This window comes from Pseudoalteromonas sp. SWXJZ94C, from assembly GCF_015864385.1.
Taxonomy (GTDB): domain Bacteria; phylum Pseudomonadota; class Gammaproteobacteria; order Enterobacterales; family Alteromonadaceae; genus Pseudoalteromonas.
The window spans coordinates 34,387-50,779 of record NZ_JADYXF010000005.1 but is presented as its reverse complement, the minus strand read 5'-3'; the positions used below and the strand labels follow the sequence as shown (position 1 = coordinate 50,779).

The following is a 16,393-nucleotide window of genomic DNA, read 5'->3' as shown; positions in this document are numbered from 1 at the left end:
CCTTGTCATGATCTACCTATAAACTTCTGCTCATTGAAATTCTAAAGTCATAAATTATTTATATTACAAAGTTTATGACCTTAAAAAACAAACTAGCAAATCTGCTAATTAACGAGTAAAGGTGTATGCGATGAAAGGCGTTAAACCATTAATCTTAGCTGGTATTGTAGCCGCAAGTGCAGCAGTACACGCAAACGATTTAGATAAGGTTATTGATAAAAGCAGTGAAATTAATAAATCAGCTGCGCAATCACAAACAAAAATAGACAAGATTGCAGGCTCAATGCAAGGACGTTTACAGCAATTTAAAACCCTTAATAAAGAAATTGACGGTTTAGCTGTTTACAACGCTCAGCTAAGTAAACAGTTAAATAATCAAATAGAAGAAATGGAATCGTTGAATCTGTCAATGGATCAGGTTTCTATAATCGAACGTCAAATAACCCCACTAATGATGCGCATGATTACAGGTCTTGAGCAATTTGTATCACTCGATGTGCCATTTTTACAAGACGAGCGTGCAAAACGTTTAGCCTCTTTAAAAACGATGATGGATCGCGCTGATATTACTTCCAGTGAAAAATTTCGTCGTGTGTTAGAAGCCTATCAAGTAGAGGTTGATTACGGACGCACAATTGAAGCGTACACCGCTTTATTAGAAGTAAGTGGTAAAGAGCGTGAAGTAGACTTTTTACGCATTGGTCGTTTAGAGCTTATTTATTTAACACGAGATGGTAAGCAAGCAGGCAGCTGGGATACAAACACTAAAACGTTTGCGGCACTTCCTGATTCAACTATAAGCCAAATTAATAAAGGGCTACGCATTGCGCGTAAGCAACTTGCCCCAGATATGTTAACTCTGCCAGTACACGCAGCAGAATAAGAGGTTAAAAATGAAATTGTTTACTCAAATTACTAAAACGGCTTTATTTGCTGCAAGCCTGACAATAGCTCTTAGTTTTACAGGTATGAGTGTTGCTGCAGCACCAATGGATCTTGATTCATTACTTAAAACAATTGAGGACGGTAAATCTGTTCAAAGTGCGCAAAATAAGCAACGAGAGCAAGAATTTGCTTCGCGTCAAAACGAGCAGGTACAAATGCTAAAAGATACACAAGCAAAGCGTAATCAAATGCTTAGTGAGTCTGAGCGCTTAGAAACACAGTTTGAAGAAAATGAAGTTAGGCTTGCTAATTTAACCGACACTTTATCTAAGCGTATGGGATCACTTAAAGAATTATTTGGTGTACTTCAGCAGGTTGCTGGTGATTCGAGTAATAAATTTGCGACTTCTGTTGTATCGGCGCAAATTCCAGGGCGAAGCGTGTTTATGGATGACCTTGCTCAAAAAATGGGTTCAACATCAAAACTTGCCTCAATCGAAGATATCGAAAAAGTATGGTACGAGTTGCAACGCGAAATGACTGAGCAGGGTAAAGTTAGCCGCTTTAATACAACGGTAATAGTGGAAGGTGGTAATAAAGCCGAGCAAGAAGTATTACGTGTAGGTGCGTTTAACTTAATATCAGAGGGTAAATACTTAGAGTATAACCCTGGTACAAACACGCTAAGCGAGCTTACTCGTCAACCTGTTTCTCGCTATACAGCTACAGCCGAAGATTTACAAAGCGCTAAAAATGGCGTTATTCAGTTTGCACTAGACCCAACAGGCGGCTCAATTTTAGGCTTATTAGTTCAAGCCCCAGATACTGCTGAGCAAGTTCATCAAGGGGGTGCCGTTGGTTACGTTATTTTGGGTGTTGGTTTATTGGCACTACTAATTGCTATTGAGCGTTTTGTATCGTTATTACTTGTTGGTGGCAAAATTCGCCGCCAGTTAAAAGATAGCGTAGCGCGAGATGACAACCCACTGGGTCGTGTTATGAAAGTAAAAGACGACTACCCAAATGTAGCTTACGACACACTCGAACTTAAATTAAGCGAAGCAATTTTACGCGAAATGCCAAAAATTACGCGTAACTTAACACTTATCAAAATTATATCGGTAGTCGCGCCGTTATTAGGTTTACTCGGTACGGTAACCGGTATGATCAACACATTCCAAGCTATTACACTGTTTGGTACCGGAGATCCTAAGTTAATGGCTGGTGGTATTTCTCAAGCACTAGTGACTACGGTGCTGGGTTTAGTTGTGGCGATTCCTACCGTATTTATATACACGTTACTCAATACTCGCTCAAAAAGATTACTGCTTATATTACAAGAACAAAGCGCGGGAATTATTGCACAGCGAAGTGAGAAAGGAGCATAAACCATGGTGCTATTGATTGACTCAATCAATGCTATCCGTGATTTTCTCGACACTGGTGGCCAAGTTCTCTTGGTCATTGGGGTGTTAATCTTCGCGATGTGGTTATTGATACTTGAGCGATTTATTTATTTTTTTAATGGTTATCGTGGTTATAAAAAAAATGTTAAGGGCACATGGACTGCGCGAAGTGAACGTAATAGTTGGAATGCTGAGCAAATACGCCAAGCAATGATTTCGCGAGCAAGTATGCGCCTCAACGCTAACTTACCGCTAATTAATGTGATGGTGGCGTTATGTCCGTTGCTTGGTTTATTAGGCACAGTAACGGGCATGATAGAAGTATTTGATGTAATGGCAATTACAGGTACAGGGAGTGCTCGCTCAATGGCATCGGGTGTATCTAAAGCCACTATTCCAACTATGGCAGGTATGGTAGGCGCGTTATCCGGGGTGTTTGCCTCAACGTACTTACAACGCAAAGCCAAGCGCGAAGTCGAATTACTACAAGATAGCATGGTATTAGATCACTAAATAATTTTTATAAGCGGTAACTATATAAAACCGCTTATTTTAGGAGAATAAAAATGAGAGCCCCTTTAGGTAATTTAATGCAAGAAGATGAAGCAGAAGAAATAAACATGACACCTATGTTAGATGTTGTTTTTATTATGCTTATTTTCTTTATTGTTACAGCGTCGTTTGTAAAAGAAGCGGGTATTGATGTAAATCGCCCAGAAGCAGCAACCGCTGTTAAAAAAGAACGTGCAAACATTTTAGTAGCGATTTCAGATAAAGGTGAAATTTGGATTAATAAACGTCAAATAGACATACGTGCAGTGCAAGCCAATATTGAGCGTTTAAAAGCAGAAAACCCGCAAGGTAGTGTTGTTATTCAAGCTGATAAAAAATCAACAACCGATACTTTAATAAAAGTAATGGATGCAGCACGCGCAGCAGGTGTGTTTGACGTGTCGATTGCAGCTCAAGAAGCATAAGGGTAGGCAATGCGTTATTTAGTAGCATTAGTTATAGCCGGTGTAGTGACCTTTATGCTGTTTTTAGGCATGCAGGCACTCATAACTGGTGGCGATGGAGCGATGAGTGAGCCCGCTAAGGGAAATGTACTTGATTTTGTAAGGCTTAAAAAAGAAGAAAGCGTGCAAAAAAAAGAACGTAAACCACAAAAACCACCAACGCCTAAAGAGCCGCCACCGCCAATGGAATCGCCACAAATGCAAAGTAGTGATGCAAACGCAAACGCTAATAACTTTGACTTTGGCGCAAACGTTGACGCAGATGTAAATTTGTCGGCTGGATTGGCGCTTGAAACAAGTGATGGGGAATATTTGCCTATTGTTAAAGTGGCACCTGTTTATCCGCGCCGTGCATTATCGCGAGGTATAGAAGGCTACGTTATTGTTGAATTTATAGTAACTAAGCAAGGTACAGTACGCGATCCGCAAGTGGTTAAAGCAGAGCCTGAGTCTTTGTTTGATAGAGCCGCTATGGATGCAGCGCTTAAATTTAAATATAAACCACGCGTAGTTAACGGTGAAGCCGTTGAAGTAGCGGGTGTTCAGAACAAAATATCGTTCCAAATAAGTGGTTAACTTGAGCGATTAATTAATCCGATGATTAAATGGACACAAAAGTGAGACTATTATGAAACTAGTTATCAAACCAATTATAAAACGACTGCCAGCAACATTTTTAAAAGTGACTTTATTTTGTACGGCTTCTATTAGTGCAAGCATAGTTGCGCCCAGTGCGCTGAGTGCTTTATCTGGTGTTGCTATTGCAGACGTACATGCAGCGCAAGTGCAAAAAACTAAACGAGTACCAGCGCTGCGTGAAAAAGTATACAGCCAGTTAGCACGGGCACAAAAACTGGCTGATGATGGCGATGTTAAAGCCGGACTTGAGGCGCTTGATAGTATTAATGAACGTTCATCGAGCATGAACTCGTACGAAATTGCGATGATGCACAATTTTTACGGTTTTATTTACTACAACGAAAACGACTTACCAAAAGCCATAGCCTCGTTTGAAAAGGTCGTTGCTGAAGAAGCCATTCCTGAGTCACTTCGTTTAAGTACTACGTTTAGTTTGGCGCAGCTTGCAATGGCTAATAGTGATTACAAAAAGGTAATTGCATTTTTAGATGACTGGGACAGTATTAACACTAAGCCTAAAACAGAAGGCTATTACTTGTTAAGGGCTCAAACATACTATCAGTTAAAGGATTATAAAAAAGGGCTTGAGTACATATCTCAAGTTATTACTTTAAGCGACAGCGAAGGCAAAATACCTAAAGAAAACTGGTTAGTGCTGCAGCGTGCAATGTATTACTCGCTTAATCAAACTGACAAAGTAGTTGATGTACTTGAGCGCATGGTAAAGCTTTATAACAAACCTGAGTACTGGGTACAGTTATCGGGTATGTATGGCGAAACTGGGCAAGAAAAAAAGCAGCTAGCTGTTATTGAAGCGGCTTACCAGCAAGGTTTTTTAACCACTAAATCTGATTTACGCCAATTAGCTCAAGTGTATTTATATAACGGTTTGGCATTTAAAGCCGCACAGGTTATGAGCGATACGGTTAAAAAAGGCATCGCAGAGCAAAACGCTAAAAACTATGCCTTTATAGCTGAGGCGATGATCCAGGCAAAAGAAGACGAAAAATCAATAGAATACTTTGTAAAAGCAGCCGATTTATCACCCAGTGGTAAGTATGACCAACGCTTAGCCGAGGTGTATGTTAATACTGAGCAGTATGAAGAAGCGGCCGATGCAGCACGTAAAGCACTTAATAAAGGCTCACTTGATTTTGAATCAAATGCATTTGTTGCTTTGGGTATGGCGCAGTACAACTTACAAAATTTTGATGCCTCAATTTTAGCGTTTGAACAAGCTGAAAAACATAAAAAATCACAGCGTTTAGCGCAGCAATGGATCAAATATGTAAAGCGTGAAAAAGTACATGCAGAAACATTAAAAACGGCACTGCTTTAATCGTTAATTAGCACGGTTACTTTTAATAAAAACGATACGTGTAAACCTATTTTATAATTGCACTACACAAACCGCCTTAAATTTATTTTTGGCGGTTTTTTTGTTGCTATAAAAAGTAACCAATTGATTTAATGAAAGTTAACATTGTCATCTTAAGGTTATTAAACTGTAACTACTTTGTCATATCACTACAGTATCTTACCTGCATTCGATAACTTAAGTCACCTTAATGCATGAGTATCGTGCTTTAAAGTGACTTAAGTTTTTACTTAATACGCTAACAAAATAATTAAATACTTTAACGGAGTGAACAATGAAATTATCTGATTTATTCAAGATCAGCCTTGTAGCAACTGCAATGACTCTAGCTGGCTGTGGCGGCGATATCGAAATTACACCAACTGTAAACGATAACAGCTCTACAACAGATAACAGTGTTAATAATTCAAATAATACAGCGGGTTCAACAACTGATGAAGACGCTGAATGTGCAAGCTATGAATCAGATGCGGGTACGGTAACGGGTATCGTTAGCGGAATTGACTGTTTATATAACGACTCATTTGCTAGCAAAACAATTTCTATTACAAATAACATTACGTTTAAAGAATTGCCAGGTGGCGGTGTTCACGTTTTTGATGACGCCCTGCAAATTGGCGAAGACGGCAGCACGGTTGATGGTTTTGAAATTCCAGCAAATGGTCCAACGATGACCGTTGAGCCCGGTGCGGTGTTAGCTTTTGGCTCAGGTGAAGCTATCTTACGCGTTGCACGCGGTGCAAAAATTCAAGCAGTGGGTACGCAAGACAAGCCCGTTGTATTTACATCAGCGAATGCATTTGACCGCTTTGATACCGCTGGTGAAGGTGCACGTTACGCTGACTGGGGCGGTATTATTATTAATGGTAACGGCATTACTGACCAATGTACCGATGCCGAACGTGAAGGCGCTACATGTAACGTCGCTTCAGAAGGTATTACAAGTTACTTTGGTGGTAACGATAATGCAGATTCTAGTGGCAATATTAAATGGGCTAAAATTTGGTATGCGGGTTCGGGTCCACGTGTTGGTGGTGAAGGCGATGATTTAAACTCTTTAACACTCAATGCTGTAGGTTCTGGTTCTGAGTTTGATTATTTACATATTCACCAAGGTTTTGATGATGGTATCGAAATTTTTGGTGGTGCTACAACGCTTAAACATGTTGCAGTAACAGATACGCAAGATGATTCATTTGACTTTGATGCAGGTTGGCAGGGTAAAGCTCAATACTTATTTATCCAGCACGGTACTGTAACGTTAAACGACGGCACAGTTGTAAACATGGGTAACAATGGCTTTGAATCTGATGGCGTTAAAGGTGCATCTTCTGAGCAAGTTTCTCCCTCTAACCCAACTGTTGCAAACGTCACTGTAATTACGACTGATGGCAACTCTGTACGCGATGATGACCCTTCACAAGCATACAAGTTTGATGATCAGTTCAATTCAAGTATTTACAACGCCGTTATTATTAAGAAAAACGCGACAAATACACAGTGTATTCAATTCTCTGGTGACGGCGAAAAGCAAGCAGACAAAATTTCATTTACAAGCTCTATCATGGCGTGCTCTGCAAATTTTACTGATACAGATACTTTTGCAAGTGGACCATTAGAAGGTCAAACTAAAACAGCATGGTTTGAAAATGGCGGTGCTAATCAAATTCTAACTGATGACGTGGTGCTTCTTGCTGATAATGGTTTTGCAACTAACACTTCAGCTAGCGAAGTAACGGTTACAGCCACTGATTTAAGTGCAACAGATTCATTCTTTGAAAACGTTAACTACATTGGTGCAGTATCGGATCAGGATACAGATTCTAGCTGGTATAAATGGGTTCAAGCGGCTGTTACAGCAGCCAATGCTGACTAACTAAGTACTGCATTTATAACCTCTAATTAAAGGCGCCTTGTGGCTTGTATATTAAGCGTCAGGCGCCTCTTTTGTATAACCTGATTAGGATTATCTCATGTCTAAAAAACATAGACTCAATCAAATTACTTGGGCAATTGGCTTAGGTTTAGTTGCACAGTCTACAAGCCTTATTGCCGCCCAATCGGATGAACAGTTTACTAATTCACAAGAAATAGAAGAAGTTGTTGCTGTAGGTACGCGCTTACAAGGCAGCGCAGCCGCTGTTGTTGAAGAGCGTAAAAACCAAGCGTTTGTTACCGATATTTTAGGTTCTGAACAATTAGCACGTACAGGCGATAGCGATGCTGCATCTGCACTACGACGAGTAACAGGCTTGACGTTAGTAGATGGCAAGTTTATTTACGTACGTGGCTTAGGTGAGCGTTATTCAAGTGCTCGATTAAATGGTGCTTATATTCCAAGCCCTGATTTAACACGTAATGTAATCCCACTAGATATATTTCCTGCCAGTATTATTGAGAGTATGGCTGTTCAAAAAGCGTATTCGCCAGATATGCCCGCTGCGTTTGGTGGCGGTAATATTGATATAAGAACTAAAACAGCGCCCAGTGAATTTACTGCAGGATTTGAAGTAGGCGTAGGATACGATACGGCATCAGGCGATGGATTTACGTATAATCGTAATGAAGAGGGCATTCCAGAGGCTTTAAACAATGCGATTTCTCAATACCGAGGTAACTTTGGTATTGGTAATATAGTAAGTCGTGAAGGCTTTGTTGATGGTGAGCAAACCCGCGCTGAGCAAGCGACAGCGATTAACAATGCATTGTTAAAGACACTACCACGTGGGTATGAGCTAAAAGATGAGTCGTTAGACCCTCGTTATAATGTTAAAGCGCATTATGGCGATAGCTTTGAAGAGTCTTACTTTGGCGGAAAATTTGGCTTTTTACTGGCTGGCGCATATAAAAATGAGTGGGATTTTGAAGAGCGTTTTAGCTCTGTAATTACTCAAGATCTTGAAAACCAGGATGGTTCAATTGATTGTACAACTTCGCTTGCCACAGCAGATGATGTATCTAACTCGTGCTACAACACAGTCAAAAATTCACAGGTAACTACTGAAACGCAAAGTTATAACGGATCGCTTAGCCTTTCTTATTCGCTTGGTACACATAGTATTTCAGCTCAACAGCTTTATATTATCGATAATGAAGACGAATCAGAAATTGCTATTTCGCAAAGCCCTGCAGGTAGCTCTACGTTTAGTATTGCAGGCGATGGCGTTGCAAATCGTAACCATGCGTTTAATTACGAAGAGCGCCAATTAAACATTACACAATTTATTGGTCAACACACCTTTTTAGATTACATGGGAATAGGTGCCGACTGGCAATACACTGAAGCTAAAGCAACGACAGATATCCCTACTAGTGCAGATTTTGAATTTCGTGATAGTTATAATAACGATGGCAGCTATGCGGGTTCTACTATTACCGGCGATGATAACCGCGTAATTATGTCGTACACAAATATGCAAGAGCGCGTTAAGTCCTACGGCGGTAATCTTACCTTGCCACTGTCTTTTCACGCGATGGAAATTGAGTTTAAGGTTGGTTACGATTTTTCTGATAGGGCGCGACTATTTAATACCTCAAGCTTTGCTATTAACAATAGTGCAGGCTCTGGTATTTCAATTAATGATGGAAGCACTGATCCACTTAATAACAGTGGTTTTTTAACAGACGAATTTATTAATAATAACGCTATTTTAGTTGATTTTAATGAGCCAACAGCGCCTGATGCCGACGATTATATTGCCGCTCAAAAGGTTGATGCCGGTTATGTGTCATTTGATGTTTTTTACGATCAATGGATAAGAGTTAGTGGTGGTATTCGTTATGAAGAGTTTAAGCAAACATCAATTGGTACATCGAGTCTTATTTTTGATCAGCAAGACTTAAATACTTTTTACGATCCTGAAAAAATTGAAGCAGGTTCTATCGTCACAGATGATTGGTATCCTGCATTGTCAGTTACTTACGTAGGCAGTGACAATTATCAAATTCGTTTAGGTTATGGCGAGACGGTTGTTCGACCTGACTTTCGTGAAGTTGTACCGGTAACTTATTACGATCCGTTAACTGATATCAGAACATTTGGTCGTACAGGCATAAAAAGTAGCCCAATTAAAAACTATGACCTGCGTTATGAATATTACGGGCAAGCGGGTAATTCATTTAGTGTAGCTGCCTTTTATAAAGATATAACTGCGCCTATCGAAACTGTGCTAAATATTGGTGATGAGGATTACTCTGCGTCATTTATTAATGGTGAAACTGCTGAGGTTTATGGTATTGAGGCTGAATGGCTTCAGGACCTAACGTTTGCTGCAGAAGGCTTATTTACCAGTGGTAACATTACGATAAGTGATTCTGAGGCGTCTATCGATCCTGCACTTGCTGGTACGTTAACTAATCCTAAAAAGCGTATGACAGGTCACTCTCAATACGTAGTTAACTTACAACTTAATTACGATTCACTTGATGGTATGCACAGTAGCTCACTAGTTTATAACGTATTTGGTGAGCGCATATTAGCCGCTGGAGTGGCTAATCGTGATGATGCCTATGAGCAGCCATTTCATTCACTTGATTTAGTTTATACTTTTTATCCTGACTTTAATTCTAAGGTTAAATTTAAAGTTAAAAACTTATTAGATGAAGATCAAAAAGTCACGCAATCAGATATTATTGTTCGCTCTAAAGAGCAGGGTATTACCTTTGACTTAAGTTACAGTTATGAGTTTTAAGCGTTTACTTTAATGTAATACCCCTCGTAAGGGATGAATAAACCCACCGTTAACCCTGTATTTAATACAGGGTTTTTTATGACTATGAAAAAAATTTGAGTTCTACTTTATTCACTAGTTTTAGCGCGCTGGTGGTGTTATTTTGACGTTAATGAAAATTAAATCTCACGCAATGAATTTAATTTTTAATGTATTAAGGCATCTTTTATGAATCAAACAGTGGAAAAAACAATGAAAAAAGTAGGATTAGTCGGTTGGCGTGGCATGGTTGGCTCTGTGTTATTAGAACGTATGCAGCAACAAAATGATTTTGCCCATATCGACACCACCTTTTTCACCACCTCACAAGCGGGTCAATTAGGTCCAGATATAGCAGGCGATGCAAAACCATTACTTGATGCAAGCGACATTAGCGAACTTGCTAAAATGGATATTATTGTTACTTGCCAAGGCGGTGACTACACCAATGCGGTATACCCAAAACTTAGAGAGTCGGGTTGGGATGGTTACTGGATTGATGCAGCTTCTGCACTGCGTATGGTTCAGGACAGCATTATAGTACTGGATCCCGTAAACAAAGATGTTATTGAACAAGGTTTAGCGCAAGGCGTTAAAACATTTGTGGGCGGTAACTGTACTGTATCGCTAATGTTACTTGCATTAGGCGGCTTGTTTGAGCAAGACCTAATTGAGTGGGTAAGCCCAATGACTTACCAAGCGGCATCGGGCGCAGGTGCGCGTAATATGAAAGAGCTTATTGCACAAATGGGCGCTATTCATGCAAGTGTTGCCGACAAAATTGATAATCCAAGTTCAGCTATTTTAGAAATTGATAAAATAGTGAGCGAAACAATGGCGTCAAGCGATTTACCACAAGATCAGTTTGGTGTGCCACTTGCCGGTAGTTTAATTCCGTGGATTGACGTGCCTATGCCAAGTGGTCAGTCTAAAGAAGAATGGAAAGCGCAAGTAGAAGCTAATAAAATTTTAGGCTCTTCAAAGCAACCCGTGCCTATTGACGGTTTATGTGTACGTATTGGAGCAATGCGTTGTCATTCACAAGCGATGACCATTAAATTACGTGAAGATATTAGCGTAGAAAAAATTGAAGAAATTTTAGCGTCTCATAATGAATGGGTAAAAGTAATTCCAAATGAGCGCGAAATTAGCGCAACAGATTTAACGCCAGTTAAAGTAACAGGTACTTTAAGCATTCCTGTTGGTCGTATCCGTAAACTTGCGATGGGACCAAAATACATTAGCGCATTTACAGTAGGCGATCAGCTTTTATGGGGAGCGGCAGAGCCACTTCGTCGTATGCTCCGCATAATTGTTGATGATAAATAAACAAGTTTAGTTATTATTTAAAAAAGGGTTGGCAATTTGTCAGCCCTTTTTTGTTTTACTTGTTTATGTTATTCATTTTATAAAAGGGTTATTTTACTTTTAAATAAAGTACGTTAGTTCCATTATTAGAATTGCATATAAGGATTTCTTCATTATCGTTCTCGCCCTTTTATTGATTTGTTTTTTAGCTTTATGGGTATTTATTTCTATAATAGTTATAGGTTTATTTCAAAGTCGTAATTTTTAAATAAACTTGCTTTAAAAGCATACAGTTTAATATGTTAATTGATACATACGAAGAAATACTAGATGAATATTTAGTGTTAAACCTTCGTAGAGCTATTTTTAATAATTTAATTTAAGTAAACTATCGTCCTTAAAATCGCTATTTAAGTAAAACTAATGACAATAAACACAAATAACTTTATTAACAAGCGTTTAGCTTTTGTTGGCTCATATTTTAATTCTGCAATTATTATAAATACTATCGTGTCTTGTTTTGTTGTTTTTAGTGGTATAAACCACAGTTTTTCTCAAGGAAAGCTTAATTGGTTTTTTACGTTAACGTTCATATCGTTACTGCGTATCGCAAACCATGTTTATGTTAGTAATAACAATAATATAAAATATAACCTCTACTTTTTTGGCGTATTGCTCACCGGTATTACGTGGGCTGCTTTTCCTATTTTATTTTTTGAACAAATGCCGATGCAAGAAAAGTTTGTATCTCTTGTTGTATTTAGCTCTCTTGCTGGTGGCGGCGTTAATGTATTAGCATCAGATATTCGTTCTTCTATATCCTACATAACGTGTTTGCTTGTCCCTTTTAGTATTTTATTGTTGTTACAGCCTATTAGCGATGAAAATATTTTAGGCGTTTTGGGTCTCGTGCTATGGTTTATTTTGTGTTTTGTTACTGCAACGCGTACCGCAAAAGACGTAACGTCATCAATTAATAACGAACTTAAGTTAGATGAATTTATTGAAAATCTAGAAAAAGAAGTGCAACTTCGTACAGAGCAAGTCATTCTTTTAGAACAAAAAGATAACCTCACTAAGTTATTTAACCGTGGTAGCTTTGTTTCTAATGTTGAACTCGATTTAGCCAATAAAAATAACGATCTTAAAGCCGTTTTGTTTTTAGACATGGATGATTTTAAAGTCATTAATGATAAATTTGGTCATGAGTTTGGTGATTTTGTACTTGCAGAAACCGGTCGTCGATTAGTTAATTCAGAGAAAAAGAATGATTTTATTGTCTGTCGATGGGGCGGAGATGAATTTATCTTTTATTCACGTAATCATACACAAAAAGAGTTATTTGAATGTGTTTCCAGGCTAGTCGATATGCTGACGCAGCCTGTTATTATGGATAATTACCAAGTAAAACCCTCTTTTAAAGTTGGGTTGTATTTTACTCGAGAGGACTTTGATTTATCGCAAGCAATTAAATACGCTGATGTTGCTATGTATGAAGGTAAAAAAAGTCGTAATGAAATATCTGTATTTGACGAGCGAATGCATGAATCCCTTAAACGAGAAGAAGTGCTTCGTAGCTCAATTAAAGAATGCGTAGAAAAAGGTGATTTTCATCTTTGTTATCAACCCATTGTTGATATAACCAAAAATGAAATTACCACGTTTGAAGTGCTGCTTCGATGGCAGTTTAATGATGAATTTATTCCACCGTCAGAATTTATTGATATTGCAGAGCGATATGGAAAAATTAATTTATTGGGTGAGTTTGTACTCGAACAAGCTATTGCGAGTTTAAGTAAGTTAAATGCAGTAAATAGTAATATTGGATTATCAATAAATGTGTCGGTATTGCAGCTTGAAAACCATAACTTTTTAGAGCTCCTAGTCGGTTTACTAAATACGTACGCTGTTCAACCAAACAATGTGCATTTAGAAATAACTGAAACAGTAATGATCAAAAACTTACCGTATTTATCAAAAGTGATTACCGAGATAAAAAATACCGGTGTGCGTATTTCTATCGATGATTTTGGTACTGGGTTTTCTTCTATATCGGTTTTAAAAGAGCTATCTGTTGATTACATTAAAATAGATAAATCTTACATTGATAATATTTGTGAGTGCTCGAAGGATAAAAGCATTGTATCTGCGGTAACTAAAATGTCGCATATGATAGGTTGCCAAGTTATAGCTGAAGGCGTAGAAAACACAGCTCAGTTAACAGTGTTAGAAAGTCTACATATTGATAAGTACCAAGGCTTTTTATTTAGTAAACCGGTTAAGTTTGATCAAGCACTCGAACTCATAAATTAAAGTTACGTAAATTAAAGGCAGTAACAACTTTATACTCAATTAAGCCTTGCTACATAGATTTGCTCTTGTAGTAAGGCTTTGTCGTTTAAGTCACTGTGCTTGTTAGAGTTGAATTGCCCGCCAGTGCTCATTATAAAAACGGTGCATTGTTTCGATTCGTATTATCCCACCAGCATAATCACACTGATATCAACTTTATCGTTTATTTATATTTACGTATTTATAAACTGGTACAGCCTTTGCTTTATTAGCTAAATTAGCCACTTTAATTACAACAGACTCAAATAACTGAGTATTTTAAACTCATGTACGCAGTTTAATTACAATTTTGCGTAGTTTTTACATGTTTAAAATACTCATTTGTAACGTCTCAGGTAAAGGAAATTACAATGAGCTCTTTTTCTAATGTATCACACAGTAAATGGTTTAATTCTATAGTGGTAATTATATTATTGCTTGTTATTGCCAGAATAGCGGCTCCTTACGGGGTACAACAGTATGTAAATTATCAGCTAAAACATACTCAAGGGATTACTGGGCATGTAGGTGACGTAGATTTATTTCTATATCGAGGGGCTTATGCCATTGATGATGTAGAAATTTATGCTGTTAATGCAACCTCATCCCCAAAACCATTACTTGCAGTACAAACACTCGATTTTTCACTTGCATGGTCGGCGCTTTTTAAAGGTAATTTAGTAACAAACATGGCGTTTACGCGTCCTGAAATAGTTATTTACGATAAAGACCCAAGTACAGTAGAGCAAAATAAACAAGTTAAAGACGAAACAACATGGGTAGGGCTTGCTAATAATTTAGTGTTGTTTTCTATCGATACACTAACTATAAAGCAAGGAAAGCTAACCTTAGTTAATTCAACTAACAGCGGTGAAAAACCAACTTTTATATCAAATATTAATGCCGAAATTAAAAATATTACCAATGCTCAAAACTTATCAAAAACACTTGTGACTACTTTAAATGTTGAGGGAGCATTAATGGGCGAGGCAGCCTTAAAACTTAATGGCAAACTTGATCCCTTTAGTAAACAGGCTAATTTTGACTTAAATGCAGAGGTGCAGCGTTTTTCAGTTAAAAACCTCGATACTGTATTTAAAGTGTATACACCGTTTGATATTGAAGCGGGTGGCATTGATGGCGCTATGGAATTGGTGGCTAAAAATAATAATTTAAATGGCTATGTAAAAGCGGGTGTTCAAAACTTGAGTGTTTTTTCTTGGCGAGAAGATATAGAAAAAGATGATGATGGGGTGTTTACAGCAATATTTGAAGGCAGCGTTGATTTGCTAAGTACCATACTAGAAAACGATGAATCTAAGCTTGTAGCTGCGCGCATCCCTATAAATGGGCAACTCGACAACGCAGATGTGTCGACTATTGAGGCTGTTACTTCAGTATTAAAAAATGCATTTTTTGATGCCTTTAAAATGAAAGTCGATAACGTCATATCTTTTGAAGATATGAATAACGAATCTACAAATGATGAGTGAAATGAAGGTGCTTTGTAATAGTTATAAGTTAACGCTTAGCCCTAATTACACCCACTTTTAAATATAAGTGGGTGCTTTAATATTGGTTATGCACATTATTCTTTGCGGTTACTCAATAACTCTTTTAACTCTGAAATTTGAGCTTGTAGTTCGCTTACTTGGCCTTGTGTTGCAGGGAGTGACTCGTTATCTGCAAGTTCTTCTCGGGCATTACGATGCTCTTCGCTCATTACTTCAAGTATTGCGCCTACCATCATATTTAAAAATACAAATGCGGTTAAAAATATAAAGGTTAAATAGTAAATCCAACTTAAATCGTATACCGCCATAGTTTCGTACATTATGTCGGTCCAATCTTCAAATGTAGCTATTCTAAATAATGTAAGCATTGATATAGATACATCTTGCCAAAGCACAGGGTTTATTTCAGCAAACATCATGCTACCCATTGCGGCGTAAATGTAAAAAATAACAAACATTAAAAGCGCTATATAACCCATTTTCGGAATTGCTTTAAACAATGAATTAACTAATAATCGCAGCTCTGGGATCATAGACACCAATCGCAATACTCTAAATATGCGAAGTAATCGCGCAATTAACATGGTAGAGCCTGCCGCAGGGTATAAACTACCTAACACTATAATGGTGTCGAATATATTCCACCCTTTAGAAAAGAAATCTTTTATACCTTTACTTGCAACAAAGCGAATAGCTAATTCAATCAAAAAGAATGCCGTTATGCCTATATCCATCCAATTTAGAGCAAGTTCTACCGTTGGATGTAGTGAGTAGGTATGTGCGCCTACAGTCAAAGCAGAAACAATTATTACAGCTATAACAAATGATTGAAATATCTTGCTTTTGTCTATACGCTGAAACAACCTTTGCAACTGCGACATCATAATAGTGGGTCCTGTGAGGAATAAGATTTTATGGCGCTAATATACAATAACATTGTAATAATTTAACGTTTTTTCGATATAGAAAGTGTAAGGAAGTTAATGTTTATCAATAAACTAAAAAATAGTGCATTACTTATTGTTGGGTTGTGTGTTTTAGCCGCTTGTAGCTCTGAAACCCGCTTTCATGAAGTTCAATCGGCGCGCCTTGATGAGTGCAATTACAAAGCAGACAAAGAATATTATGAATGTTTAGATAATCAAGATTCTAATTATGAAGAATTTAAAAAACAGCAACAAGCAGATACCAAATAAGTAGCATTATT

At 37.9% G+C, this 16,393-nt stretch carries 13 protein-coding genes; 12 read left to right on the top strand and 1 reads right to left on the bottom strand.

The features are described 5' to 3' along the window. Window positions 1-130: 130 nt before the first annotated feature. The 11 genes from I6F65_RS03155 (at window position 131) to I6F65_RS03105 (ending at window position 15,165) form a co-directional block, all read left to right on the top strand. Window positions 131-883, top strand: a complete 753-nt coding sequence (locus I6F65_RS03155) for a DUF3450 domain-containing protein (RefSeq protein ID WP_166110177.1) — start codon at window positions 131-133, stop codon at window positions 881-883. Window positions 884-893: 10 nt separating this feature from the next. Beyond that, on the top strand, window positions 894-2,273 hold the full coding sequence (locus tag I6F65_RS03150; RefSeq protein ID WP_166110174.1) for a MotA/TolQ/ExbB proton channel family protein: 1,380 nt from the start codon (window positions 894-896) through the stop codon (window positions 2,271-2,273). 3 nt (window positions 2,274-2,276) lie between these two features. Then, complete coding sequence (locus tag I6F65_RS03145; RefSeq protein ID WP_197111519.1) at window positions 2,277-2,804, top strand: MotA/TolQ/ExbB proton channel family protein; 528 nt, start codon at window positions 2,277-2,279, stop codon at window positions 2,802-2,804. A 53-nt stretch (window positions 2,805-2,857) separates the two neighbouring features. Beyond that, on the top strand, window positions 2,858-3,268 hold the full coding sequence (locus tag I6F65_RS03140; RefSeq protein ID WP_007377599.1) for a biopolymer transporter ExbD: 411 nt from the start codon (window positions 2,858-2,860) through the stop codon (window positions 3,266-3,268). Window positions 3,269-3,277: 9 nt separating this feature from the next. Next, entirely contained in the window at window positions 3,278-3,883 is a 606-nt protein-coding gene (locus I6F65_RS03135; RefSeq protein WP_197111517.1) for an energy transducer TonB, read from the top strand. Between the two features lie 52 nt (window positions 3,884-3,935). Beyond that, window positions 3,936-5,285: a lipopolysaccharide assembly protein LapB gene (locus I6F65_RS03130; protein WP_197111516.1), complete on the top strand. Its 1,350-nt coding sequence runs from the start codon at window positions 3,936-3,938 to the stop codon at window positions 5,283-5,285. A gap of 313 nt (window positions 5,286-5,598) precedes the next feature. Continuing rightward, window positions 5,599-7,200 (top strand): hypothetical protein, encoded by a 1,602-nt coding sequence (locus tag I6F65_RS03125; protein WP_197111514.1) that lies wholly within the window; start codon window positions 5,599-5,601, stop codon window positions 7,198-7,200. Between the two features lie 97 nt (window positions 7,201-7,297). Beyond that, the gene (locus tag I6F65_RS03120) at window positions 7,298-10,015 is read left to right on the top strand and encodes a TonB-dependent receptor plug domain-containing protein (RefSeq protein ID WP_197111511.1); all 2,718 of its coding nucleotides are present in this window, start codon (window positions 7,298-7,300) and stop codon (window positions 10,013-10,015) included. A gap of 207 nt (window positions 10,016-10,222) precedes the next feature. Then, a complete protein-coding gene (gene asd, locus I6F65_RS03115) occupies window positions 10,223-11,362 on the top strand; it encodes an aspartate-semialdehyde dehydrogenase (protein WP_024609922.1) in 1,140 nt (379 codons plus the stop codon). Between the two features lie 402 nt (window positions 11,363-11,764). Then, the gene (locus tag I6F65_RS03110) at window positions 11,765-13,654 is read left to right on the top strand and encodes a bifunctional diguanylate cyclase/phosphodiesterase (RefSeq protein ID WP_166110159.1); all 1,890 of its coding nucleotides are present in this window, start codon (window positions 11,765-11,767) and stop codon (window positions 13,652-13,654) included. A 389-nt stretch (window positions 13,655-14,043) separates the two neighbouring features. After that, on the top strand, window positions 14,044-15,165 hold the full coding sequence (locus tag I6F65_RS03105; protein ID WP_197111509.1) for a DUF748 domain-containing protein: 1,122 nt from the start codon (window positions 14,044-14,046) through the stop codon (window positions 15,163-15,165). 95 nt (window positions 15,166-15,260) lie between these two features. Here I6F65_RS03105 and I6F65_RS03100 read toward each other — a convergent pair whose 3' ends face one another. Continuing rightward, window positions 15,261-16,070 carry an ion transporter gene (locus I6F65_RS03100; protein WP_197111508.1) on the bottom strand — a complete coding sequence of 270 codons (810 nt, stop codon included), beginning with the start codon at window positions 16,068-16,070 and terminating at the stop codon, window positions 15,261-15,263. A 99-nt stretch (window positions 16,071-16,169) separates the two neighbouring features. Here I6F65_RS03100 and I6F65_RS03095 point away from each other — a divergent pair, with 99 nt between their 5' ends. After that, window positions 16,170-16,382 carry a hypothetical protein gene (locus I6F65_RS03095; protein WP_024609918.1) on the top strand — a complete coding sequence of 71 codons (213 nt, stop codon included), beginning with the start codon at window positions 16,170-16,172 and terminating at the stop codon, window positions 16,380-16,382. Window positions 16,383-16,393: the final 11 nt, after the last annotated feature.

Coding starts and splice junctions, on each gene's coding strand:
- I6F65_RS03155 (WP_166110177.1), top strand. CDS start 131: ATGAAAGGCGTTAAACCATTAATCTTAGCTGGTATTGTAGCCGCAAGT.
- I6F65_RS03150 (WP_166110174.1), top strand. CDS start 894: ATGAAATTGTTTACTCAAATTACTAAAACGGCTTTATTTGCTGCAAGC.
- I6F65_RS03145 (WP_197111519.1), top strand. CDS start 2,277: ATGGTGCTATTGATTGACTCAATCAATGCTATCCGTGATTTTCTCGAC.
- I6F65_RS03140 (WP_007377599.1), top strand. CDS start 2,858: ATGAGAGCCCCTTTAGGTAATTTAATGCAAGAAGATGAAGCAGAAGAA.
- I6F65_RS03135 (WP_197111517.1), top strand. CDS start 3,278: ATGCGTTATTTAGTAGCATTAGTTATAGCCGGTGTAGTGACCTTTATG.
- I6F65_RS03130 (WP_197111516.1), top strand. CDS start 3,936: ATGAAACTAGTTATCAAACCAATTATAAAACGACTGCCAGCAACATTT.
- I6F65_RS03125 (WP_197111514.1), top strand. CDS start 5,599: ATGAAATTATCTGATTTATTCAAGATCAGCCTTGTAGCAACTGCAATG.
- I6F65_RS03120 (WP_197111511.1), top strand. CDS start 7,298: ATGTCTAAAAAACATAGACTCAATCAAATTACTTGGGCAATTGGCTTA.
- asd (WP_024609922.1), top strand. CDS start 10,223: ATGAATCAAACAGTGGAAAAAACAATGAAAAAAGTAGGATTAGTCGGT.
- I6F65_RS03110 (WP_166110159.1), top strand. CDS start 11,765: ATGACAATAAACACAAATAACTTTATTAACAAGCGTTTAGCTTTTGTT.
- I6F65_RS03105 (WP_197111509.1), top strand. CDS start 14,044: ATGAGCTCTTTTTCTAATGTATCACACAGTAAATGGTTTAATTCTATA.
- I6F65_RS03100 (WP_197111508.1), bottom strand. CDS start 16,070: ATGATGTCGCAGTTGCAAAGGTTGTTTCAGCGTATAGACAAAAGCAAG.
- I6F65_RS03095 (WP_024609918.1), top strand. CDS start 16,170: ATGTTTATCAATAAACTAAAAAATAGTGCATTACTTATTGTTGGGTTG.